The sequence below is a fragment of the Flavobacterium sp. GSP27 genome, assembly GCF_003970395.1.
Classification (GTDB): domain Bacteria; phylum Bacteroidota; class Bacteroidia; order Flavobacteriales; family Flavobacteriaceae; genus Flavobacterium.
The window spans coordinates 273,903-297,230 of record NZ_RYDP01000001.1; the positions used below are offsets into that span (position 1 = coordinate 273,903).

A 23,328-nucleotide genomic window follows, 5' to 3' on the forward strand; every position below is an offset into this window, starting at 1 on the left:
AATACCTTAACTTTAAATAATTTTGTAATTTTTATCTTTGAAAAATGAATAACAAAAAAAGTTATATTCCGATAAAAATTTTCCTGAGTTATCTGGTTTTGGCGGTGCTTTTTGCCAGTGTGGGCTGGTTTTTATACTCCGAGAACAAGAATTTTTCAAAAACCGAAGAAAGAATTACCGAGGAAAGCAATACTATTTTACGGGTTAGCAACTTGCTCTCTGATACGTATGAAACGGAAAATTTAGCTCGAATAGCCATTCAATCAGAATCAGAAAAAAATTTTAACAACTATATGAAGAAAAATATGCTGTTAAAAGCAGAAATTGATTCCTTGAAATTGTTTGTCTCCACACCACACCAAATCACTTTACTAGACAGTGTCAAGCAATTGCTATCTAAGAAAACGATAAATATTCAGCAACTTAAACTTATTAAAAATAAAACTGAAAATGAAGATGCGGTGGACGACGCGATTGGTGATTTGACTAAAATGGAGTCTTCCTTGCGGAAACTGGAATTAGAAGATTTTGTAAAAGATCCCGCCAGAATGGGAATTTATCAACGAAATGTCCTTCAGAAATATGTTGCCTACTTAAATCAAAACATTCCGGATGATAGTACCAATACGTTAAGTAAAAAAGCAACCGATTCTATTTTGACGGTTTCTAAAAATTTATTAAATGAGGTAAAAAGAGAAACATCCCGAAAGAAAAAATTATTGAATTTTGAGGAAAATAAATTATTGCAAAATGAACTTTCAATCTCTGACCAGCTAAGAAAAGTCCTTAACATTATAGAACGGGAAATTATAATAAACACCACAAAAAATTATTCGGATAGAGAGAATTCCTTAGCAAAAACGAATCAAATTGTAACCTCTGCGGCTATAATTGGATTATTGCTTACTTTGTTTTTTTTGATTATAATTCTAAATGATTACTCAAAAACCCAATCCTATAAGAAACAATTGGAGGAGGCAAATCTAAAATCCAAAAAATTACTTATTAGTCGGGAGCAACTCATTGCAACTGTAAGCCACGACCTGAAAACCCCTTTAAGCACGATTATTGGCTATACGGAATTATTGGGAAATTCCGATTTAAGCAGTAAACAATGCTATTACACCAAGAACATCAAAGGTTCCTCCGATTATATTTCACAATTGGTTCAGGATCTATTGGATTTTACTCAAATTGAAGCTGGGAAAATCACGATAGAAAAAATCCCGTTTTCGCTGTACGAGATGATTTATGAAGTGGCAAATAGCATTCAATCCGTTTATGCACAAAAACCAATTCAACTGATTGTTGAAATTGACCCTAATCTCGAAAAAAAAATCATTGGGGATCCTTTTCGTTTAAGACAAATAGTATCAAACCTTATTGGAAATGCGTTCAAGTTTACTGAAAAAGGATTCATAAAAATTAGCGTTGAAATCTACTTGGAAACACAATTGATAGCGATACAAATAGAAGATTCCGGGATTGGAATAGCAGAAAAAAACCAAGAACTCATTTTTGAGGAATTCATTCAAGCCGATAAGAATATAGAGAAAAAATATGGCGGGACAGGATTAGGACTTACCATTTCTAAAAAAATGACAGCGATTCTAGGCGGTGCTTTGCATTTGAAAAGTGAATTAGGAAAGGGAAGTTTGTTTACAATCCAAATTCCCTTACTTTTTGATGTCACGGTTTCCGAAAAACAGACTACTGCGAATCCGTCAAAAAAGCATTATAGAGCCATACTGATAGATGACGATGAAAGCTTGTTGAAATTAACAACTGAAGTTTTAAAACAAAACCAATATATTGTATTCCCTTTTGCTAGTGCAAAAGAAGCTCTTGATGCGCTATCAAATATTACCTTTGATTTGATTATCACCGATATTCAAATGCCAGTTATGGACGGGTTTTTATTTTTGAAAGAACTCATAGATAATCCCAAATACGAGTATGAAAAACAACCTGTAATAGCGGTCACCGGAAGAAATGATTTAAATCTGGACAACTACACAACCGCAGGATTTACCACTGTAATCAGCAAGCCTTATTCTCCTAAAATACTGCTTAAAACATTACAGTCTATTTTGAACAATGACGCAGTTCCCTTTGAAGCAATTCTAAAAAGCAAGCAAACAAAGGGGGAAAGGCCTTATTCATTAAAAGTCTTGAACGCTTTTTTATCTAATGATATAGTTGCTTTAAAAGAAGTGTTACTCTCATTTATAAAAAGTACGGCAAAGAATTTAGAAAATTTAGATCGGTCAGTTTCAAACATTGATTTTATGGAGATTAAAAATACAGCTCATAAAATGGCTCCCATGTTCAAGCAAATTAGCGCATCAGAAATCAGTGTTATTCTAGATGTATTAGAGCAAGAAGACTTAACACTTGAAGAGGTAAAAATGGCTTCAATTAATTTGAAGCTCAAAATAACAGCTCTTTTTGTCCTGTTAGAAAAGGAATTAAACTAATTGATGTTGTATAATTTTAATTTATTATACAGTGTTTTTCTGTTGATTTTCAATAATTTAGCAGCTTCTGTTTTGTTGTTATTGGTTTTAGCTAAAGCTTCCTGAATGACTTCTTTTTCGTTTTGAGACAAAGACAGATCAGAGGTGTCTAGGTTTTCATTTTGAAAGAATTCTGTGGGTAGTGCTGATTTTTCAATGAAATCTCCTTGCGACAAGAGCGTGGCCCTTTTGATGCAATTTTGAAGCTCACGCAGATTTCCCGGCCATCTGTAGTTTTGAAAAATTGTAACTACTTCAGCAGAAAGCCCAATGATTTTTTTGTTTAATTCCTGATTTGATTTTTCAAGGAAAAAATCGGAAAAGAGCATCAAATCTTCGTCACGATCTACCAAAGAGGGGGAATGTATAGAGAACTCATTTATTCTATGGTACAAATCCTCTCTGAATGTCCCATTTTTTACCGCTTCCCGTAAGTCTTCGTTTGTGGCGGTGATGATTCTGATGTCTACATCAATTTCTTTATTGCTTCCTACAGGCTTAATTTTTCTTTCTTGGAGTGCTCTCAATAGTTGGATTTGATTTTCATAGGAAAGATTCCCTATTTCGTCAAGAAATAATGTACCTCTGTTTGCTGCCTCGAAAAATCCAATTTTATCATTTATGGCTCCCGTAAAAGATCCTTTTACATGGCCAAAAAACTCACTTGCAGCTAATTCTTTTGGGATCGATCCACAGTCTACGGCAATGAAATTATTGTTTGTTCTGGAACTGTTCTGGTGAATGCCTTTGGCAATAACTTCCTTTCCCGTTCCGCTTTCGCCGATGATTAAAACTGACATATTTGTTGGGCTGACGAGTTGGATATATTCTGCCAGTTTTTGAGATGCTTTTGAGATCCCCTTTACAAATTCACTAGTCGGTTTTTTGTTTTTTTTATTGTCAGTTTTAGGTTCAGAAATTACTTTGTCAGAATTAGTGTGCGTTTCCATTTGAAGAGAATTTTGAATAACCAATAAAACTTCTTCGGGATTGAATGGTTTAGAAATATAATCTGCCGCCCCATTTTTCATGGCTTTTACAGCAGTATTCACATCAGAATATCCCGTCATTAAGAGGACGGGAACATTAGGATGGGTACTCTTGATTTCTGACATAAGTTTAATTCCATCATAATTTGGAAGTCGTAAATCCGTAATGATGAGGTCAAATTCATTGTTTTTGATTTGAGATTTTGCTTCTTCAGCTGAAAATGTAGCCGTTACTTCATAATCGTTTTTTACCAGAAATTTTTCTAATAATTTACAAAAAGCAACATCATCTTCAATCAATAAAATTTTAGCCATTGTATTTTAACTTTATGGCTAAAATAAAGGTATTAAATTTGTATTTAGCTAATTTTTTGCAAAAAAAGAGAGACTGTTAAAACAATCTCTCTTTTTAAACAAAACTCACCTAAATTATTTATTTATCCAGTTTCCTTCAGCATCCGCATAAACAGTAGCATTCTGGTCTCCAACTGTAATTTCTAGTTTGTATTCTTTATTTTTATTGATGTATGCTTTTCCCAGAATTGCTCCGGGATATGCTTTTTCCATAGCTGTTTTTATTGCTTGAGGAACGGCTTCTGCTTGTACTTCAGTATATTCTTCTTGTAGTAAAACAGATTGATTTTGTGGGTTTTGAACGGGAAGTATTGTTGCAAATGCGGACATGCTTCCTAAAATAATTGCTGCTGATAAAATTAACTTTTTCATAGTATTTTTTTTAAATTGTTATTGTTTTGATGCTTTATTTTTGAATCCATTTCCCAGTTTCATCTGCAAAAAGAATAACTTTTTTCGCTGCTGCAGTCACTTCTAATTTATACTCTTTGTTAGCATTTACGTGTGCTTTGTCCAGAACAGCGTCTGGATGTGCTGCTAGTAAAGCGGTTTTAATAGCATCCGGAACATTTTCTACTTGTACCTCTACATATTCCTCTTGAATGGATAGCGTTTGTACTAGTTCATTTGAAGTTGGAACTGTAGTGGCAAATGCTGTCATACTTCCTAAAATAATTGCTGCTGATAAAATTAACTTTTTCATAGTGTTTCTTTTAAATTGTTATTGTTTTAATGCTTTATTTTTGAATCCATTTCCCAGTAGCATCTGCAAAAAGATTTCCTTTTTTGTCCCCAACAGTCACATCCAGTTTATATTCTTTATTTGCATTTGTATATGCTTTGTCTAGAATTGCATCTGGGTAAGCCGTTTTTAACGCTTTTGTTACAGCTTCCGGCACTTCTTCATTTTTCACTTCAATATATTCTTCTTGAATTGAGGCTGTTTTTGCTGGTGTAGTTGTTGTTTGAGCTGTAGTTGTATATGTTGAAAAACTCGCTATTACAATTGCTGCTGATACCATTAACTTTTTCATACTGTTTTATTTATAGATTATTATTGTTACTTATTATTGTTCAAGTAATTGAAATAATTGTACCAGAGTTATAAAGGAAGGCGCTGTGTCATTAAATATCTGTAATAGAGGTGTTTAATGAAATATGTTTTTTTTAATAAGGAGAAATGTGGGTAAAACGTAGCGTGTTGTGGGTATAAATTACCCGCTTTGTTTTTTTGTAGTGGTTCTAAACAAAAAAACCTTGCATCGCTGCAAGGTTTTTTATTATAGATATGTAAATCTGCTATTCTGGGTCGTTCATTTTGAACGTATCCATAAAAGCGGTTGTGTAATCACCTGCAATATAGCGAGGATCATCCATCAACTGTCTGTGAAAAGGAATGGTAGTTTTTATTCCTTCAATCACAAATTCGTCTAAGGCTCTTCTCATTTTACTAATTGCTTCTTCACGAGTTTGTGCAGTAGTAATTAACTTTGCAATCATAGAATCGTAATTTGGCGGAATTGTATATCCTGAATAAACGTGAGTGTCTAAACGAACACCATGTCCACCGGGCATGTGAAGTGTTGTAATTTTTCCTGGAGAAGGACGGAAATCATTATAAGGATCTTCTGCATTAATTCTACATTCGATGGCGTGCAACTGTGGTAAATAATTTTTACCTGAAATAGATATTCCGGCAGCAACCATAATTTGTTCCCGAATTAAGTCGTAATCAATAACCTGTTCTGTAATAGGATGCTCCACTTGAATACGGGTATTCATTTCCATGAAATAAAAGTTACGGTTTTTATCCACCAAAAACTCAACCGTTCCAGCACCTTCATACTTAATGTATTCGGCTGCTTTTACAGCTGCTTCCCCCATTTTCTGACGCAATTCATCGGTCATAAACGGTGATGGAGTTTCCTCGGTCAATTTTTGGTGACGTCTTTGAACAGAACAATCTCTTTCTGAAAGATGACAGGCTTTTCCGTAAGCATCTCCTACAACTTGAATTTCAATATGACGAGGTTCTTCGATTAATTTCTCCAAATACATTCCGTCATTTCCAAAAGCTGCGGCTGATTCCTGACGGGCATCTTCCCAGGCTTTCAACAAATCTTCTTCTTTCCAAACTGCTCTCATCCCTTTTCCACCACCACCGGCAGTAGCTTTAAGCATTACGGGAAAGCCAAAATCTCTTGAAAGCTGTAGCGCTTGTTCATAGGATTCTAAAATCCCAACTGAACCCGGAACACAAGGAACACCCGCTTCTATCATAGTCGATTTTGCAGAAGCTTTATCTCCCATTCTATCAATCATTTCTGGAGAAGCTCCAATGAATTTGATTCCATGTTCTTGACAAATTTTAGAAAACTTAGAGTTTTCAGAAAGGAATCCATATCCTGGATGTATTGCATCTGCATTTGTAATTTCTGCGGCGGCAATTATATTTGACATTTTCAAATAGGACAAGTTGCTTGGAGGTGGTCCTATGCAAACGGCTTCGTCAGCAAACCTTACATGTAAACTTTCGGCATCTGCAGTAGAATACACCGCTACTGTTTTGATCCCCATTTCCTTGCAAGTTCTAATTACGCGTAACGCAATTTCTCCTCTATTTGCAATTAATATTTTTTTAAACATCTTGTTTTGCAATTTTAAATGTTGAATTTTAAATTTTAAATTATTTCAAATAATGAAAAAGCATCATTCAAAATTTATAATTTATAATTTCTTATGATGGATCTACTAAGAATAAAGGTTGGTCAAATTCAACTGGCGACATATCGTCAACCAATATTTTTACGATTTTACCAGAAACTTCAGATTCAATTTCGTTAAATAACTTCATAGCTTCTATTACGCAAAGAACATCTCCTTTAGCGATGCTTTTACCTACTTCAACAAACATCGGTTTATCCGGAGATGGTTTTCTATAAAAAGTTCCAATAATTGGAGATTTTATAGTGATGAAATGAGCGTTTTCTATCGCAGGTACTGCCGGAACAACTGCAACGGGAGCCACTTGTTGTGGAGCTAATGGTTGCTGAAGCACTCCTTGAGCGGGCATTTGCTGTACATAAGTAGTCTCAGTGACATTTCCTTCTAAGGTTGTTCTGATGGTGATTTTCACGTCATCCATCTCTAGTTTAACTTCTGCAACTCCTGAATTTGCGACAAACTTGATTAGATTTTGAATTTCTTTTAAATCCATAATTATTTGTTTTTAGTTTAAATTTATTTTTTGTCGTATGCCCATTTTAGATAAATAGATCCCCAAGTGAATCCACCTCCAAAAGCAGCCAAAATTATCGTATCTCCTTTTTTGAACTGATGTTCAAAATCACTAAGCACTAATGGTAAAGTGGCAGAAGTTGTATTTCCGTACTTTTCGATATTCATTAATACTTTAGATTCTTCTAAATTCATTCTGTTGGCTGTCGCATCAATTATACGTTTATTGGCTTGATGAGGAACCAGCCAATCGACATCTTCATTTGTCAGATTATTTCTTTTCAAAATTAATTCGCTTGAATCTGCCATATTGGTTACGGCGTATTTAAACACTGTTTTCCCGTCTTGAATAATGTTGTGTTTGTTGTCTCTTACCGTTTCAAAAGAGGCAGGGTTAAGTGATCCGCCGGCATCAATTTTAAGAAAATCTCTGCCAATTCCATCACTGCGCAAGTATTCATCCTGCAATCCTAATCCTTCATAGTTAGGTTCAAAGAGTACTGCACCAGCACCATCTCCAAAAATAATACAAGTAGATCGGTCTTTATAATCCACGATAGAAGACATTTTATCAGCACCAATTAAGAGTACTTTTTTATACCTTCCGGATTGAATATAAGCAGCAGCTGTTGACATCCCAAACAAAAAACTGGAACAAGCAGCCTGCAAATCATAAGCAAAAGCATTTGTGGCTCCAATTTGGGTTGCTACATATACGCCTGTTGACGCTACTGGCATGTCGGGCGTTGCGGTTGCCATAATTAGTAGATCGATCTCTAAAGGGTCAATGTTCGCTTTGGCCAATAAATCCTGCGCGGCTTTTATGGCCAAAAAAGAAGTTCCCTTGTCCTTGTCTTTAAGGATTCTTCTTTCTTTTATTCCTGTACGAGAGGTGATCCATTCGTCATTGGTGTCGACCATGGCTTCAAGAGCTTTGTTCGTTAGTACAAAGTCTGGAACATAGGCTCCAACAGCGGTTATTGCGGCTGTGATTGTATTCATTGTATGCGTTTATTTCTAGTCAAATGGTACCATTTGAAAATTTTTAAAAGACTTGAAAATTACAAAAAAAATTCCATTCTCTTTGAATTAGAACTTCTTATTTAACGAAAATTACAAACAACAAAAAAACTCTCACGATGTGAGAGTTCGAATATCATTTACAAAAAATGTATTATGCAACAGCTACAGATTTATCTATAACAACTTGCCCTCTGTAGTACATTTTACCTTCATGCCAATACGCTCTGTGGTATAAATGTGCTTCTCCAGTAATTGGACAAGTAGCAATCTGTGCTACAGTAGCTTTGTAATGTGTTCTTCTTTTATCTCTTCTTGTTTTGGAGATTTTTCTCTTAGGATGTGCCATTTTACTATATTATTTATCCGTTAATAGTTGCTTTAACTTGTCCCAACGCGGGTCAATATTTTCTTCTTCTTTATTTTCTTCTTTTTCTTCCTTTATCGTCAATTCATTGAGTTTTGTCAAGGCTTCAGTCTTTAAACTTCCATCTTGTATGCCCGGATGAACACGTCTTAAAGGGACTGACAGCACAATCATTTCATAGATATATTGTGCAATATTTATTTCAAACTCTCCGTGGGGCAAAATCAATAATTCGTCGTTGTCATTATTGTAAACCTCATCAAAACGAACGATTAATTTCATTTCGCCCTCAATTGGCAGATCAAAATCTTCGCTGGTAAGATCACATGGCACATTTACAGCCCCTTTGTGATTAAAACGCAACTCTAACAGTGTGCTTTTTTTCTCTAAAACTACATTTACTTTGATCTTTGAATCTTGATATTCATCATAATCAAAGATTTCAAAGAACGCATTACTGATTTGATACTCAAAATGATGTTTCCCTAGCTTTAATCCTATAAAAGGAATTAAATATTCTTTTGTGTTCTTCATTTCAACAACAATTTTCCCTTAAACTTCGGGAGTGCAAAGATATAAAATTATTGCAAATCTAATAATGTTATTCACTTTTTTTTGTTCACAACTGCTTTTCTTTTGTTTTCAATGGTTTTTTGCTAATTTCTGCATATTGATTTCTGGAATGATAAATGTCTATTGCCAGATATACAGCCTCTTTGAAGGAGTTAAAATCAGCTATTCCCTTGCCTGCTATATCATAAGCGGTGCCGTGATCTGGTGAGGTTCTTATTTTATGCAAGCCTGCAGTATAATTTACTCCTTTTCCAAAAGATAATGTTTTGAAAGGAATCAATCCTTGATCGTGGTAGGTTGCTATAACGGCATCGTATTTCTCGTATTGATTACTGCCAAAGAAACCATCTGCAGCAAATGGACCAAATACTAAGATCCCTTTGTCGAACATTTTTTTTAATGTAGGTTTTATAATCAAGTCATCCTCTGTCCCTATGACTCCGCCATCTCCACAATGCGGGTTTAAACCTAAAACTGCTATTTTGGGTTTATTAATGCCAAAATCTTTGATCAAAGTCTGTCTGACCGTTTCGATTTTTCGCACAATCAATTCTTCCGTTAGCTGTGAGGCGACTTCACTAAGCGGAATATGATCTGTCAGCAATCCTATTCTCAAATTATCCTGAACCATCAACATCAAGGCATTGCCTTCTAGTTCTTGGTCTAGGTAATCCGTATGGCCCGGAAACTTAAAATCGTCTGATTGTATATTGAATTTATTTATTGGTGCTGTTACCAGAACGTCTATAACGCCTTCTTTGAGTGCTTTCGTCGCTGCAATAAATGATTTTATAGCATATTCCCCTGCCTTAGAATCATCCTTGCCAAGATTTAAATCCACACCTTCTTTCCAGAGGTTTAATACATTGATTTTGCCTAATACGATTTGATCTAATTTGTCGATCCCGTGGAGCAAAGATGTTGATTGAAAACTTTTTTTAACAAAAGACAACAACTTGACATTAGCAAAGATAACTGGAGTGCACAACTCTAACATGCGAGAATCCTCAAATGTTTTTAAAACAACTTCGCTTCCAATACCGTTTAAATCTCCAATAGAAATTCCGACAATTATATTTTCTGCTTTTTTCATAATGACATACCGTTATTTATTGCTAATTTTGAAGTGCAAATTTAGTAAAAAAAACAAGAAATGTTTACAGGAATCATAGAAACCCTTGGTATCATCCAAGAAATAAAAAAAGAAAAAAATAACGTTCATATTACCATAAATGCATCAATTACCACTGAACTTAAGATAGATCAAAGCGTGGCACATAACGGGGTCTGTCTTACGGTTGTTGCTATCAACGACACTTTTTATACCGTAACCGCAATAGACGAAACTATAAAAAAAACAAATTTATCGGATTGGAAAGTTGGAGACAGTATCAATCTGGAAAGAGCAATGAAGCTGGGAGATAGGCTGGACGGACATATTGTTCAGGGACATGTAGACCAAACGGGCACCTGCATCACTGCCGAGCAGACCAACGGCAGCTGGCTTTACACTTTTGAATATGAGGAAAATTGGAACAACATTACCATTGAGAAAGGATCCATTACGGTAAACGGCGTCAGCTTAACGGTTGTGAACTCAAAGAAAAATCAGTTTAGTGTCGCCATTATTCCTTATACATACGAACATACTAATTTTAAAACTTTTGAAGTTGGCACAAAAATAAATCTTGAATTTGATGTCATTGGTAAATACGTGACTAGGCTTTACAAAACCCAATAATACAAAACACTCTTTATTTAAGGTTTTTTTTCACACTGTTATATATCAGCATTGTGCCAAAAATCAACGAGACTATAATTGCGATATAAATGTATTCATCTATAGGAACCGCAGTAGGGGGCTCCGAAGGAGGAGGAGGAGGCTGAGCAATTGTGCTATTCGCAAAGGCAAAAAAGAAAACGATTAAAAAAATAAATTTATTTGTTCCAATCTTCATAAATAGCACAATTAATGATACAAAATATTTATTAAATCTAAAATGTGCTTTATTATCATTTCTAATTTGTAATGCATTTTTTTAGCTTCGGTTTTAAAAAAAAGCCTTCAAAATTATTTTGAAGGCTTTTAAACTTAAACTGTGGTCCCACCTGGGCTCGAACCAGGGACCACCTGATTATGAGTCAGGTGCTCTAACCAGCTGAGCTATAGGACCGGTTAAGAGTGTGCAATATTACTACTATTTTTCATGTACTCCAAATATTTTGACTTAGATTTCAATAATATTTCAATGATTCATCGCTTTTAAAGAGAAACGTGCTGAATAGTAGAATACTAAATGAATTATCCTGAAAACACTTATTTTATTTCCTGACACAACTCAATCAAAACGCCATTCGTACTTTTTGGATGCAAAAAGACAACTAACTTGTTATCAGCCCCTTTTTTAGGAGTTTCATTTAATACAATAAAACCTTCTTTTTTTAAACGCGCAATTTCTAAAACTATATCTTCTACGTCAAAGGCAATGTGGTGTATGCCTTCTCCCTTTTTTTCAAGAAACTTAGCAATAGGACTTTCTGGATTGGTAGCTGCTAAAAGCTCAATTTTATTAGGCCCATTCATAAAAAAAGAAGTTGTTACTCCTTCACTTTCCACCGCCTCGAATTTGTAGGCCGGAGCTCCAAAAAGCTTTTCAAAAACTTTATTAGAAACTTCTAAATTCTTAACTGCAATCCCAATATGTTCTATTTTCCTCATTATTTATGTTTTGAGCGCAACGCTACTTTAGTTGAAAAACTCTACTACCACTGCGAATTATAACTACAATTATTTTTCAGTGTAAAATTAAACATTAAAAAGAAAAAACAAGGTCCCCACAAAAGGCAAGTTGAATTTATTACGCATAATAATTTTATAAAAAATAGCAATCACATGAATTATAATTGTTATTTTGTAAATTCTAATTATGATTTGATATGTTGAAAAACAATTTAAAATACGCCTTCTTATTATTGCTTTTTATTGTAGCTGGTTGTGCCAAAAGAGGCTCTATCACCGGGGGATTAAAAGATACTATTGCGCCTGTTTTGAAAATGAGTTTCCCGGAAAACTTCAACACAAAATTCAAAGGAGATGAGATTAAGTTGGTATTTGACGAAAATATTAAAATAAAAAACCTGAACAAACAATTGATTATTTCGCCACCAATGAAGAACGATCCATTGGTTTTACCCACAACGGCAAGCAAAACGATCACCATAAAAATTAAAGATACACTACAACCCAACACCACGTACAGCTTTAATTTTGGACAAAGTATTGCTGATAATAATGAAGGAAATCCGTTAAATCAATTCAAATATGTATTTTCTACCGGCGATTATATTGACTCTTTAAGCCTTGGCGGTACTCTGAAAAGTGCGTATGAAAAAGAAGTGGAATCATTCGTATCAGTTATGCTTTACGAAGTCAATGACAGTTTCAAGGACTCCGTTGTTTATACTGAAACCCCAAGATATGTAACCAACACATTGGACAGCTTGAAGACGTTTCGTTTAGAGAATTTAAAAGCAGGGAAATATCTTCTTGTAGCCATGAAAGACTACAACAGCAACAATAAATACAACCCAAAAACAGATAAAATTGGATTTAGCAAAGACTTTATTACGATTCCAAATGACACTATTTATGAGTTAGAATTATTTAAGGAAACACTTCCTTTCAAAACATTTAAGCCTAGTCAAGCCTCAGGAAACCGTTTGTTAGTAGGGTATGAGGGACTAATAAATTCTGCTGATGACAGGCCCAAAATAATTTTAAAAAACAACAACGATCTTCTGCTTACTGTCATTACTAAATTTCCAAAAAAAGATTCCCTTCAAATCTGGTACAAGCCCATTAAAGCTGATTCACTAAATTTGGCTGTAGCCAAAGGTCAATATGAATCGAAATTCAACTTTAAAATAAAAGATCAGAAAAAAGATACTTTAAACGTCATAGCCCTGCAAAACGGAACCTTAAAATTTAGAGAGCAATTTACATTAGAAAGTAATACTCCTTTAACCCGTTTCGAAAATTCGAAAATAAACCTAACCAATAACGCAAAAGATGCAGTGTCGTTTACCACTAAATACGACGAATTCAATCAAAAGCTATTTTTTGATTTCATAAAAGAACCTTCCGAAAATTATACATTTGAAATTTTACCTGGAGCGTTAACTGATTTTTTCGAACAAACAAACGATACTTTAACGTATAAATTAAACACTCAAAGCACTGCTGATTATGGGAATCTGACCGTGCAGTTGCAAAAAGCAAAACAATTTCCCGTCATTGTTGAACTCACGAATGCAAAAGGGGACGTTTTAGCTACTGAATATACCGAGGAAAACACCACAATAAATTTTAATTTAATTGACCCCGAGCTGTACACGCTCCGAATTATTTATGATGCCAATAAAAACAAGGAATGGGATTCCGGTAATTATTTAGAAAAACGTCAAGCCGAGGAAGTGATTTACTTTTCCAAAGAAATTCCTGTTCGGGCAAATTGGGACGTCAACCAGGCATTTGATTTAAGTCTTCCCTACATTCCGGAACCTAAAAAGAAAACCAACAAGAAGAAATAAACGTTACCTGTTTTCTATTTCAAAAGAATCTCTGTCATTCAAAAAACCCAATTTTTGTCGGGTTTCCAGCATTTTTTCTGGGTCTAATTCTACTAAAAACAAACCTTCTGTTTCTATTGGTTCTTGAATGTAATTCCCCAGAAAATCGACTGCTTGTGAGTGACCTATGTATTCATAACCATTTGCATCAATACCGATTCTATTGACACCAATAGCATAGCACATGTTTTCTATCGCTCGTGCTTTCAATAAAGCATCCCAAGCATTTGTTCTAATTTTTGGCCAGCTTGCAACATAAATCACCAAGTCATAATCCTCTGAATTTCTGGAAAATACAGGAAATCTCAAATCGTAACATATTTGAAGGCAAATTTTCCAATCTAAATAATTTACAATCGTTTTTTGGGTGCCACTAGTATATACTTTATCTTCGCCAGCTAAAGTAAACAAGTGTTTTTTATCATAGCACTGAATTGTTCCAGAAGGAAATACAAACACCATTCTGTTGTAAAAATTTCCGTTTTCCTTAATAACTAAACTTCCTGTTATAGCACTATTTGTAGCTTTTGCCAATGATTGTAACCATACAATGGTTTCGCCTTGCATTGTTTCTGCAACATCCTTTGGATTCATCGTAAAGCCCGTTGTGAACATTTCAGGAAGCACAATCAAATCTACCTTTTCAGTAAGTGCACTGATTTTTTCTTCGAAATAGTTTCGGTTGGCTTTTGGGTTTTCCCAAACTAAAGGAGCTTGAATTAGGATAATTTTCATTTTACTTTATTTTTTATAAAAATAAGAAATATCACAACACCATAAGTTCATTATATTAGCTAAAAAATGACTTTATGAAAAAGATATTTCTTGTATACTCTTTTCTGTTTTCTGTTTTTATTTTTGGACAGGAAAAATCGGGAGCGAAACAATTTTGGGAAAACCTACAAAAACAATGTGGGAAATCCTTTGAAGGAACAGTCACAGAGGGTGCAACCAATGATACTTTTCGGGATAAAAAACTGGTGATGCATGTCCGCAACTGCGATGAAAAAACGATTCGGATTCCGTTTTTTGTAGGAGACGACAAATCAAGAACATGGGTACTTGCTTATGAAAACGATCGCATCCAGTTGAAACACGACCACCGCCACGAAGATGGCTCGGAGGATAAGGTGACACAATATGGAGGGACAACCACTAATGCGGGGTCAGCAACGCTTCAGTTTTTTCCGGCAGATGAGGAAACCTGTGATTTGATTCCAAATGCTGCTGCAAATGTTTGGTGGATTACTCTTGACGAAACTTCTTTCACGTACAACCTAAGGCGCATCGGTTCTGACCGACTGTTTACCGTGAAATTTGATTTGACAAAAACAGTAGGTACGCCTGCCGCACCTTGGGGATGGAAAGATTAGTGTATAATAGATTATTTTATATAAAAAAACGCATTCAACTTTGACATTGAATGCGTTTTAAATTATTATGCAATCCTTGTCCTTTGAGTTTGACCTTTAGGACTAAATGTTTACCCTTTTAAACTGGCCGATAAATATTCTCTATTCATTCTGGCAATATTTTCAAGAGAAATTCCTTTTGGACATTCTACTTCACAAGCTCCAGTATTGGTACAGTTCCCAAAACCTTCCGCATCCATTTGGCTCACCATATTCAATACACGGTCAGTAGCTTCAATTCTTCCTTGTGGCAACAACGCATATTGAGATACTTTTGCAGCGACAAAAAGCATCGCCGATGAGTTTTTACAACTCGCCACACAAGCTCCACAACCAATACAAGTAGCCGCATCAAAAGCATTATCCGCATCTTCCTTATTAATAGGGATCGTATTAGCATCAATAGTATTTCCTGAGGTGTTTACGGATATAAATCCTCCCGCATGTTGAATCCTGTCAAAAGAACTTCTATCGACCACTAAATCCCTTATTACAGGAAAAGCTTTAGCTCTAAACGGCTCAATAAAAATGGTGTCACCATCCTTGAACATTCTCATGTGCAATTGACAAGTGGTAACGCCACGGTCTGGTCCGTGCGCTTCCCCATTGATATACAAAGAACACATTCCGCAAATTCCTTCGCGACAATCGTGATCAAATGCAACTGGTTCATCCCCTTTCATGATCAATTCGTCATTCAAAATGTCAAGCATTTCAAGAAATGACATGTCTGGCTCAATATGATCTATAGGATACTCAACTATTTTACCTTCTGCAGCGGCATTTTTCTGACGCCATATTTTTAATGTAAGTTTCATATTTTTAGTTTGAAAGTCATAGAGTCGAAAGTCGAAAGTCGATTGACATGGAGTCACTTGACTTTAAGACGTTAGACATTAGACTAAATTATTTATAACTTCTTTGAACTAATTTCACGTTATCAAATACCAACGGCTCTTTGTGTAAAATTGCTTCACTTGGTTTCCCAGTGTATTCCCATGCTGCTACGTAAGCAAAATTCTCATCGTCACGTTGCGCTTCTCCTTCTTCAGTTTGGTATTCTTCACGGAAATGTCCTCCGCAAGATTCATTACGGTGTAATGCATCTTTAGCAAATAATTCCCCCAATTCAAGGAAATCGGCAACACGAGTTGCTTTCTCCAATTCTTGATTCAAACCATTCGCATCTCCGGGAACTTTTACTTCTTTGTAAAACTCTTCACGCAAAGCAGCAATTTCTACAATTGCTTCGTTTAATCCTTTTTCATTACGAGCCATTCCCACTTTGTCCCACATAATTTTCCCTAATTTCTTATGAAAATAGTCAACAGAATGTGTTCCTTTATTGTTCATGAATCTTTCGATTTGGTCTTTTACCGCTTTTTCAGCAGCAACAAATTCAGGTAAATCTGTAGATATGGCACCCATTTTAATGTCTGGAGCTAAATAATCTCCAATAGTATATGGCAATACGAAATACCCATCTGCTAAACCTTGCATCAAAGCCGATGCTCCAAGTCTGTTAGCTCCATGATCTGAGAAGTTCGATTCCCCAATGGAAAAACAACCCGGAATAGTAGTTTGCAAGTTATAATCAACCCAAGTACCTCCCATTGTATAATGTACCGCAGGGTAAATCATCATTGGAGCAGTATAAGGATCTTCATCTACAATTTTATAATACATTTGGAACAAGTTCCCGTATTTACTTTTTACAAGTTCAGTGCCTAATTTAGTTACTAATTTAGTATCATTAGTATCCAATCCTTTCACATACGCTTGTTCATTTCCGTACCGTTGAATAGCTGCCGCAAAATCCAAATAAACTGCTTCACCTGTTTTGTTTACTCCAAAACCTGCATCACATCTTTCTTTGGCAGCACGGGAAGCTACATCACGAGGCACTAAGTTACCAAAGGCAGGATACCTTCTTTCTAAGAAATAATCTCTTTCATCTTCTGATAAATCGGTTGCTTTTTTCTTTCCTTCTCGAATCGCTTGCGCATCTTCTAATTTTGCAGGAACCCAAATACGTCCATCATTTCGCAATGATTCTGACATTAATGTCAATTTTGACTGGTGGTCTCCTGAAACAGGAATACAAGTAGGGTGAATTTGTGTGTAACAAGGATTAGCGAAGAAAGCCCCTTTTTTGTGGATTTTCCAGGCAGCAGTAGCGTTACTTCCCATAGCATTGGTAGAAAGGAAAAACACATTTCCATAACCACCAGAAGCAATAACAACAGCATGAGCAGAGTGTCTTTCTATTTCACCGGTAACTAAGTTACGAGCGATAATTCCTCTTGCTTTTCCGTTTACGATTACTAAATCCAGCATTTCATGACGGTTGTGCATTTTTACTTTACCACGACCTATCTGGCGATTCATTGCTGAGTAAGCACCCAAAAGCAATTGTTGACCTGTTTGCCCTTGTGCATAAAAAGTACGAGAAACCAAAGTTCCGCCAAAAGAACGGTTATCTAATAACCCTCCATATTCACGAGCCAATGGAACACCTTGCGCCACACATTGGTCAATAATATTACCGGAAACTTCCGCCAAACGGTGTACGTTAGCCTCACGAGCACGATAATCTCCACCTTTTACAGTATCGTAAAACAATCTGTGAACAGAGTCACCGTCTCCTTTATAATTTTTTGCAGCGTTGATTCCTCCTTGTGCAGCAATGGAGTGCGCACGACGGGGTGAATCTTGAAAACAAAATGCTTTTACGTTATATCCTAATTCTGCTAATGTTGCAGCAGCAGAACCTCCAGCAAGACCTGTACCCACTATAATTATATCTAAATTACGTTTGTTAGCAGGGTTTACTAAATTAATATGATCTTTATAATTTGTCCATTTGTCCGCAATTGGACCTGTAGGAATTTTTGAATCTAATGCCATTATAATTTAATATTAATGATTGAAATGATGAAATAATGCAATGAAAATGAAACCAAAAGGAACTACAATTGCAAAAGCATATCCTAATGTATGCAACGATTTTGAATATTTATTATTAAAACCTACAGATTGGAACGAAGAATTGAAACCGTGCCACAAGTGCAAAGACAACAATAAAAAAGACAAACTGTACAATCCTGTTCTAACGGGGCTTTCAAATTTTTCTGCTAATTCATGAAAATATCTTGTTTCATTCAATGAATTAGATTCTACATATTTATATACCATTTCAGGAACCCAAAAATCGTAAAAATGCAAAGCTAAAAAGGCTAGAACAACTGACCCAGTAACTATCATATTTCTGGAAGCCCACGAAGAATTAGCAGCTCCGTTATTTTTCGCATACCCAATTGGCCTGGCTTTTCTGTTTTTAAAATCCAAAACAAAACCCATGATGAAGTGAAAAACGACCCCGACGATTAATATAGGCTGAATTACATACTGAACTAAAGGATTATTTCCCATAAAATGAGAAATCGAGTTGAAAGTGCTTTCACTAAACACTGATGTCATATTGATAAAAAAATGCTGTGCTAGAAACAACATCAAAAAAAGTCCTGAAAGTGCCATAGCTACTTTTTTTGCTATTGACGATTTCAATAATGCAGATTTTGCCATAAGAATTTGAATGAATTAATTTAAGAATCACACAAAAATAGAGCAATTAGTAGTGAACTACAACCTTTTCGTTATAATTTATAATCATTTTAAAGTGCTAAAGCCCCGAAGTTAATAATTTACTAAATGCCGGCACTTAATATATTGTAAATCTGTCATTTAGCACAACAAAAACAATATATTTTAAAATTTAACGATTGCAAATGAAAACAATAATCCTTAAAATATTCACATTAAACGTATCATATCAATAATTTTGGCATGGTTTATTTTTCAAATTCTTAAAAAGTCACTAAATACAATTTTAACAACTTTAAAAAAATTGTCGTCAAACTCCTAAATTTACTTTTATAAGCAAAAAAACTAAACTAACATCATCTCTTTTGATGTTCTAAAAATACACGGGCCTAAAAATATGGACTGCACCAATGAAATGGCGAAATCTGTTTCTAAGTATATTCTACTCCTTAAAATGAATCCTGAAATTTCATTTTAACTTCTATAAAAAACACAACAATATAGACATTAATACCATTGTCAAATCGAGCCTAGTCGTGTTATAAAATGGGTTATTGTACTAACACTTTATATATTTCATTAAGTATTGCAGGATCTTACTACTGTGTAACATAAAATAAAGGCTGTCTTCGTAATGGAGACAGCCTTTATTTCAACAAAGACTTAGTCTATACAAAATACTAAGCCTCATTTATTTTCCATAGTACTTAATTACAATTTCCACCGCAGTCTTGCGCGTTTTGATAATCTTCCGGAGTAATGGTGTAAACTTCGGTGCGTTCATCTCTAAACATTGGATTAAAAATGTTTCTAGCTTGATTAAAACATTGATTTGTTGCAGTACATTCTTGATTGTTCTGTACAGCTACTAAAAAGCAGTATGAGCAATAAAAATAGTATATTCTTCATATTTTTAGTCTTGCCAATTATTAAATAATTCTTCTGCAAAAATCTCAGTTGGATTATCGTATTTGTTTTTGATATTATCGCGCCATTCCCATCACGATCTTGCTCCCACTGGTGCTTGCTCTAATTGCGGTAACGTATAGCCACTCACTCGATCTATAGGTTTGTTATTAGATAATGCTCTACTGATAATTATTTACAGAATAAGGATTTTCTATTTTTTTTCATGTTTAATGTACTCGTTACGATCAATAGATTTAGCAGAATCCGCGGAGATTTCAGAATCGTCAGCACAAGACCCAAAAAGCAGTATAGAAATTGTTAGAAGAACAAAATTAAAAGGCATTACTTTTTTTATCAAGTTAATATACTTAAGGTTAATTCTTACGAAGATAAAAATTATTTAAATACAAACTAACCGTAAACGATTTATTTACAATTAAATAACAAGAGTTTTAAAGTCAATTGAATTTCGCCATATATTTTTGAACAATCGCTTCCGTATTCTCGTTTCGCATTTTTTGCTCTAACTGAATTGGTGGAGAAGCACGTTCCAAACAATTTTTTACCGCACAGGTCTCACAGGTAACCCCAACAATTTGTTTTTTAATGGAGTCGTTTTCCATAAACTTAAATTTTTTCTTCACGGCCGGAGTAATTAAAATCCCTACTGAAATACTGCGGATACAATCTACCTTGAACGGATCCGGTGTTGCGGATGAAAAAACAAGATATTCATTTTTACTGTTTTCATAACTGGAGATTTGTGCATCAAAAAAGTGGTTTTTATTTTGCTTCAAAGACTCCTCAATTGTGCGTATCGAAACCCATCTTCGGCAGTAATGCTCATTCATTTCATTCGCATGCGGCTCCTGCTGATTGGTGATGTGTAATTCTTTCTTTATCTGATAGGTATCCGTTCCTTTTTGATGGGACAATCGCAGGAAAAAAAGATTTTTTAACTGAAAATCTTTTGGCAAAATATTAGTCAATCTTTGGTAGAATGATTCCGGAGAAACATTAAACCCGCTCATCAAAGCAATCATTTCCTGAGGTTTCGGATCTGTTTTGGACAAAAATAAATTCAGTTCGTCTATCAGTTTCTGTCGTGGAATAAGCAATGCTCCCGCAAAGTATGAAGCATAAAAATTATTCAGAACTTGGTCGAAATTATCAAATTTAATCCAACTGAACGTATACAGTCTATCGGTGATTGCGAGATAATTATACGCAATTTCTTTGGCCAGAATAAATGCTTTTTGAGGTTCGTCAATATCTAATGAAAGTAACAAAGTCTTGCTTTTTGGTACAAAAATCGACCTCAAATCCCCCAATTGTTCTTGTTCCGAAAAAACAAGTTCTTTTATCGTATATCCGTATTCCTCCATTAAGATTGCTGTGAGTTCTTCAATCGAAATTTTAGTGTCAATATTTACGTAAAATGCTTTGGAAAACTGCAAAACCTTCAGCTCTAAATCTTCAAAATAATTGGTGTGCGCTTCCTGATACGAACGCAATGAAGCCAAGAAGAAACTCTCTCTGGTTAAATTATAATGTTGCGCAATCTCAATAATCGTACTGATAAACGCATTGACTTTTGCAGGAGCGTTAGCAATAATGTCGATAAGATCATTTTCCTGAATCCCAAAAATATCCAACGGGATCTCTTTCAGAATGCCAGATTTTAGGATTTCTCCAATGGGGGCCAGATTATTATCCAGTTTCAAGGAAACCATATTGTCATAGGAAATATCGAGTTTTTCGGCTAACAGAATAATTTTATCCGTTTTAGGATACTTTTTCCCTTTTTCAATTTCGTTCAAGTACGATTTTGAAAGGTCCGTGATTTTTGCCAAACCAAATAAAGACAGTTTTTTATTGGTACGAGCCTGCTTGAGTTTAAGTCCAAAAATTAACTTGATATAATCCTTTTCTATATTCATATTTCAAAGATAATGTAAAAAATATTTACGCCAAAAAAAATATTTTTAATTTTTAGCGTACGTTCGCTTGTTTTGTAAAAAACTTTTTGTAGTATTGCAGTGTTGAATAATTAATAATTATCAGCAAAAGTTTAATAGTATCAATTTAAATGTGTTAAAAAATGAATTTTAAAGAAGTATATTCGAAAAATTTGTTAAATTTTTCAGAAGAAACCACCGATCAGTACCCGGAAATCTTAACTGATGAAGCCATGACTTTTTTGTCTTTACTTCATGAAAATTTCAACAAAAAAAGACTCGACCTTTTAGAAGAACGAAAAAAACAACAGGATTTATTTGATCAGGGGGTCTTGCCCACTTTTCCTGCTGAAACAAAAAGCATCCGAGAAAGCAATTGGAAAGCGGCGCAAACACCCAAGGATTTATTAGACCGAAGAGTCGAAATAACAGGGCCGGTCGACAGAAAAATGGTGATCAATGCCTTGAATTCCGGAGCAAAAACCTTCATGGCTGATTTTGAAGATAGTACTTCGCCTACGTGGAGCAACCTAATGTCAGGACAGCAAAACCTGAAAGACGCGGTGAATAAAACCATCACTCTTGAAGACACTATAAAAAATAAAAAATACAGTCTGAACGACAAAACTGCTGTTCTGCTTGTCAGACCACGAGGATTACATTTGGCGGAAAAAAATATTTTGATTGATGGAGAACAAACTTCGGGATCGCTAATTGACTTTGGTTTGTATGCTTTCCATAATTACAAACAACTTATTGAGGATGGAACGGCGCCCTATTTTTACATTCCAAAACTGGAACATTATCTGGAAGCGCGATGGTGGAATGAGGTTTTCGAATTCACGCAGGAATATTTGGGTGTAAATAACGGAACATTCAAAGCTACAGTTTTGATAGAGACCATTACGGCCAGTTTTCAATTGGACGAAATCATTTTTGAACTGAAAGAGCATATTGTAGGCCTTAATTGCGGTCGATGGGATTACATTTTTTCATACATAAAAAAATTAAGAAAAAATCCAATTTTCATTGTGCCCAATAGAGATCAGGTGACTATGACTGCCCCATTCATGAGTGCGTATTCCCAATTGGTTATACAAAGATGCCACAAACGAAATATTCACGCAATAGGCGGAATGGCGGCACAAATTCCGATAAAAAACAACGAAGAAGCCAATAAAATTGCTTTCGATAAAGTAATTGCGGACAAAGAACGGGAAGTAAAAAATGGTCATGACGGCACTTGGGTTGCGCATCCAGATTTGGTTCCGCTTGCCATGACGGTATTCGACAAATACATGCCAAACCAAAACCAAATTCAGGTAAAAAGAGAAGACGTATACGTTACCGAAAGTGATTTACTGGAAACGCCAAAAGGAACCATTACCGAGCAAGGTGTTCGAAAAAACATCAGTATTTCGGTTTTATATATTGCTTCATGGCTCAACGGACAAGGCGCCGCGGCCTTGCACAATTTAATGGAAGATGCCGCTACTGCTGAGATTTCAAGATCACAATTGTGGCAATGGCTGCAAAACAAAGTGGTTTTAGATAATCAAAAAGTCCTGACTGAAAAATACTATCACCGACTGGCCATGGAAGAATTTGAAAAAATAAGAAAGCTCGTTGGAGATGAGAATCACGAAAAACAAAAATACAGATTGGCAGAACAATTATTAGATATTCTGGTCGTGAACGACAATTTTATCGAGTTTTTGACTATTCCAGGATACAAATACATTTAAAATTTCAATAAAATCA

At 35.0% G+C, this 23,328-nt stretch carries 21 protein-coding genes and 1 tRNA gene; 5 read left to right on the top strand and 17 right to left on the bottom strand.

The annotated features are described in order from the left end of the window. The first annotated feature begins 44 nt into the window (after positions 1 to 44). The gene (locus tag EKM05_RS01255) at positions 45 to 2,477 is read left to right on the top strand and encodes a response regulator (RefSeq protein WP_126553019.1); all 2,433 of its coding nucleotides are present in this window, start codon (positions 45 to 47) and stop codon (positions 2,475 to 2,477) included. On the opposite strand, the gene EKM05_RS01260 is transcribed toward EKM05_RS01255, so the two are convergent. The 10 genes from EKM05_RS01260 to pdxA all read right to left on the bottom strand — a co-directional run bounded on the left by EKM05_RS01260 (position 2,474) and on the right by pdxA (position 10,152). Continuing rightward, complete coding sequence (locus EKM05_RS01260) at positions 2,474 to 3,820, bottom strand: sigma-54 dependent transcriptional regulator (RefSeq protein WP_126553021.1); 1,347 nt, start codon at positions 3,818 to 3,820, stop codon at positions 2,474 to 2,476. The genes EKM05_RS01255 and EKM05_RS01260 overlap by 4 nt on opposite strands. Before the next feature lie 114 nt (positions 3,821 to 3,934). Next, complete coding sequence (locus EKM05_RS01265; RefSeq protein WP_126451975.1) at positions 3,935 to 4,231, bottom strand: hypothetical protein; 297 nt, start codon at positions 4,229 to 4,231, stop codon at positions 3,935 to 3,937. A gap of 34 nt (positions 4,232 to 4,265) precedes the next feature. Further along, a complete protein-coding gene (locus EKM05_RS01270) occupies positions 4,266 to 4,562 on the bottom strand; it encodes a hypothetical protein (RefSeq protein ID WP_126458056.1) in 297 nt (98 codons plus the stop codon). A gap of 34 nt (positions 4,563 to 4,596) precedes the next feature. Then, positions 4,597 to 4,893, bottom strand: coding sequence for a hypothetical protein (locus EKM05_RS01275; protein WP_126458059.1), 297 nt, complete (start codon positions 4,891 to 4,893; stop codon positions 4,597 to 4,599). Between the two features lie 265 nt (positions 4,894 to 5,158). Then, positions 5,159 to 6,505: an acetyl-CoA carboxylase biotin carboxylase subunit gene (gene accC / locus EKM05_RS01280; RefSeq protein WP_126458062.1), complete on the bottom strand. Its 1,347-nt coding sequence runs from the start codon at positions 6,503 to 6,505 to the stop codon at positions 5,159 to 5,161. Between the two features lie 91 nt (positions 6,506 to 6,596). Further along, a complete protein-coding gene (gene accB / locus EKM05_RS01285; RefSeq protein ID WP_126458065.1) occupies positions 6,597 to 7,076 on the bottom strand; it encodes an acetyl-CoA carboxylase biotin carboxyl carrier protein in 480 nt (159 codons plus the stop codon). Between the two features lie 23 nt (positions 7,077 to 7,099). Continuing rightward, entirely contained in the window at positions 7,100 to 8,098 is a 999-nt protein-coding gene (locus EKM05_RS01290) for a beta-ketoacyl-ACP synthase III (RefSeq protein WP_126451979.1), read from the bottom strand. Between the two features lie 172 nt (positions 8,099 to 8,270). Then, positions 8,271 to 8,465 (bottom strand): 50S ribosomal protein L32, encoded by a 195-nt coding sequence (rpmF, locus tag EKM05_RS01295; RefSeq protein WP_007137315.1) that lies wholly within the window; start codon positions 8,463 to 8,465, stop codon positions 8,271 to 8,273. A gap of 9 nt (positions 8,466 to 8,474) precedes the next feature. Then, positions 8,475 to 9,017 (bottom strand): DUF177 domain-containing protein, encoded by a 543-nt coding sequence (locus EKM05_RS01300; protein ID WP_126458068.1) that lies wholly within the window; start codon positions 9,015 to 9,017, stop codon positions 8,475 to 8,477. 85 nt (positions 9,018 to 9,102) lie between these two features. Next, positions 9,103 to 10,152, bottom strand: coding sequence for a 4-hydroxythreonine-4-phosphate dehydrogenase PdxA (pdxA, locus tag EKM05_RS01305; protein ID WP_126458071.1), 1,050 nt, complete (start codon positions 10,150 to 10,152; stop codon positions 9,103 to 9,105). Positions 10,153 to 10,209: 57 nt separating this feature from the next. On the opposite strand from pdxA, the gene EKM05_RS01310 reads away from it, so the two are divergent. After that, a complete protein-coding gene (locus EKM05_RS01310; protein WP_126458074.1) occupies positions 10,210 to 10,797 on the top strand; it encodes a riboflavin synthase in 588 nt (195 codons plus the stop codon). Between the two features lie 359 nt (positions 10,798 to 11,156). On the opposite strand, the gene EKM05_RS01315 is transcribed toward EKM05_RS01310, so the two are convergent. Both EKM05_RS01315 and mce read right to left on the bottom strand, forming a co-directional pair. Then, positions 11,157 to 11,230 (bottom strand) — tRNA-Ile (locus EKM05_RS01315). A 143-nt stretch (positions 11,231 to 11,373) separates the two neighbouring features. Continuing rightward, the gene (gene mce / locus EKM05_RS01320; RefSeq protein WP_126553023.1) at positions 11,374 to 11,775 is read right to left on the bottom strand and encodes a methylmalonyl-CoA epimerase; all 402 of its coding nucleotides are present in this window, start codon (positions 11,773 to 11,775) and stop codon (positions 11,374 to 11,376) included. A 218-nt stretch (positions 11,776 to 11,993) separates the two neighbouring features. Between mce and EKM05_RS01325 the strand changes: the two genes are divergently transcribed. Then, positions 11,994 to 13,646, top strand: coding sequence for an Ig-like domain-containing protein (locus EKM05_RS01325; protein WP_126553025.1), 1,653 nt, complete (start codon positions 11,994 to 11,996; stop codon positions 13,644 to 13,646). A 3-nt stretch (positions 13,647 to 13,649) separates the two neighbouring features. Here EKM05_RS01325 and EKM05_RS01330 read toward each other — a convergent pair whose 3' ends face one another. Beyond that, positions 13,650 to 14,420 (bottom strand): amidohydrolase, encoded by a 771-nt coding sequence (locus tag EKM05_RS01330; protein ID WP_126458084.1) that lies wholly within the window; start codon positions 14,418 to 14,420, stop codon positions 13,650 to 13,652. A gap of 74 nt (positions 14,421 to 14,494) precedes the next feature. Here EKM05_RS01330 and EKM05_RS01335 point away from each other — a divergent pair, with 74 nt between their 5' ends. Next, positions 14,495 to 15,058: a hypothetical protein gene (locus EKM05_RS01335; protein WP_126458087.1), complete on the top strand. Its 564-nt coding sequence runs from the start codon at positions 14,495 to 14,497 to the stop codon at positions 15,056 to 15,058. 110 nt (positions 15,059 to 15,168) lie between these two features. Here the strand turns inward: EKM05_RS01335 and EKM05_RS01340 are convergent, their stop codons facing one another. The 4 genes from EKM05_RS01340 to EKM05_RS01355 form a co-directional block, all read right to left on the bottom strand. Next, a complete protein-coding gene (locus EKM05_RS01340; protein WP_126458090.1) occupies positions 15,169 to 15,915 on the bottom strand; it encodes a succinate dehydrogenase/fumarate reductase iron-sulfur subunit in 747 nt (248 codons plus the stop codon). A gap of 88 nt (positions 15,916 to 16,003) precedes the next feature. Next, positions 16,004 to 18,004, bottom strand: a complete 2,001-nt coding sequence (locus tag EKM05_RS01345) for a fumarate reductase/succinate dehydrogenase flavoprotein subunit (protein WP_126458093.1) — start codon at positions 18,002 to 18,004, stop codon at positions 16,004 to 16,006. A 12-nt stretch (positions 18,005 to 18,016) separates the two neighbouring features. Continuing rightward, positions 18,017 to 18,682: a succinate dehydrogenase cytochrome b subunit gene (locus tag EKM05_RS01350; protein ID WP_126458096.1), complete on the bottom strand. Its 666-nt coding sequence runs from the start codon at positions 18,680 to 18,682 to the stop codon at positions 18,017 to 18,019. Between the two features lie 1,385 nt (positions 18,683 to 20,067). After that, positions 20,068 to 21,549, bottom strand: coding sequence for a helix-turn-helix domain-containing protein (locus EKM05_RS01355; RefSeq protein ID WP_126458099.1), 1,482 nt, complete (start codon positions 21,547 to 21,549; stop codon positions 20,068 to 20,070). 161 nt (positions 21,550 to 21,710) lie between these two features. Between EKM05_RS01355 and aceB the strand changes: the two genes are divergently transcribed. Then, entirely contained in the window at positions 21,711 to 23,312 is a 1,602-nt protein-coding gene (gene aceB / locus EKM05_RS01360; protein WP_126553027.1) for a malate synthase A, read from the top strand. Positions 23,313 to 23,328 lie beyond the last annotated feature (16 nt).

Bases quoted from the DNA above. Each gene is read 5' to 3' on its own strand.
- EKM05_RS01255 (WP_126553019.1), top strand. From the start codon at position 45: ATGAATAACAAAAAAAGTTATATTCCGATAAAAATTTTCCTGAGTTAT.
- EKM05_RS01260 (WP_126553021.1), bottom strand. From the start codon at position 3,820: ATGGCTAAAATTTTATTGATTGAAGATGATGTTGCTTTTTGTAAATTA.
- EKM05_RS01265 (WP_126451975.1), bottom strand. From the start codon at position 4,231: ATGAAAAAGTTAATTTTATCAGCAGCAATTATTTTAGGAAGCATGTCC.
- EKM05_RS01270 (WP_126458056.1), bottom strand. From the start codon at position 4,562: ATGAAAAAGTTAATTTTATCAGCAGCAATTATTTTAGGAAGTATGACA.
- EKM05_RS01275 (WP_126458059.1), bottom strand. From the start codon at position 4,893: ATGAAAAAGTTAATGGTATCAGCAGCAATTGTAATAGCGAGTTTTTCA.
- accC (WP_126458062.1), bottom strand. From the start codon at position 6,505: ATGTTTAAAAAAATATTAATTGCAAATAGAGGAGAAATTGCGTTACGC.
- accB (WP_126458065.1), bottom strand. From the start codon at position 7,076: ATGGATTTAAAAGAAATTCAAAATCTAATCAAGTTTGTCGCAAATTCA.
- EKM05_RS01290 (WP_126451979.1), bottom strand. From the start codon at position 8,098: ATGAATACAATCACAGCCGCAATAACCGCTGTTGGAGCCTATGTTCCA.
- rpmF (WP_007137315.1), bottom strand. From the start codon at position 8,465: ATGGCACATCCTAAGAGAAAAATCTCCAAAACAAGAAGAGATAAAAGA.
- EKM05_RS01300 (WP_126458068.1), bottom strand. From the start codon at position 9,017: ATGAAGAACACAAAAGAATATTTAATTCCTTTTATAGGATTAAAGCTA.
- EKM05_RS01310 (WP_126458074.1), top strand. From the start codon at position 10,210: ATGTTTACAGGAATCATAGAAACCCTTGGTATCATCCAAGAAATAAAA.
- mce (WP_126553023.1), bottom strand. From the start codon at position 11,775: ATGAGGAAAATAGAACATATTGGGATTGCAGTTAAGAATTTAGAAGTT.
- EKM05_RS01325 (WP_126553025.1), top strand. From the start codon at position 11,994: ATGTTGAAAAACAATTTAAAATACGCCTTCTTATTATTGCTTTTTATT.
- EKM05_RS01330 (WP_126458084.1), bottom strand. From the start codon at position 14,420: ATGAAAATTATCCTAATTCAAGCTCCTTTAGTTTGGGAAAACCCAAAA.
- EKM05_RS01335 (WP_126458087.1), top strand. From the start codon at position 14,495: ATGAAAAAGATATTTCTTGTATACTCTTTTCTGTTTTCTGTTTTTATT.
- EKM05_RS01340 (WP_126458090.1), bottom strand. From the start codon at position 15,915: ATGAAACTTACATTAAAAATATGGCGTCAGAAAAATGCCGCTGCAGAA.
- EKM05_RS01345 (WP_126458093.1), bottom strand. From the start codon at position 18,004: ATGGCATTAGATTCAAAAATTCCTACAGGTCCAATTGCGGACAAATGG.
- EKM05_RS01350 (WP_126458096.1), bottom strand. From the start codon at position 18,682: ATGGCAAAATCTGCATTATTGAAATCGTCAATAGCAAAAAAAGTAGCT.
- EKM05_RS01355 (WP_126458099.1), bottom strand. From the start codon at position 21,549: ATGAATATAGAAAAGGATTATATCAAGTTAATTTTTGGACTTAAACTC.
- aceB (WP_126553027.1), top strand. From the start codon at position 21,711: ATGAATTTTAAAGAAGTATATTCGAAAAATTTGTTAAATTTTTCAGAA.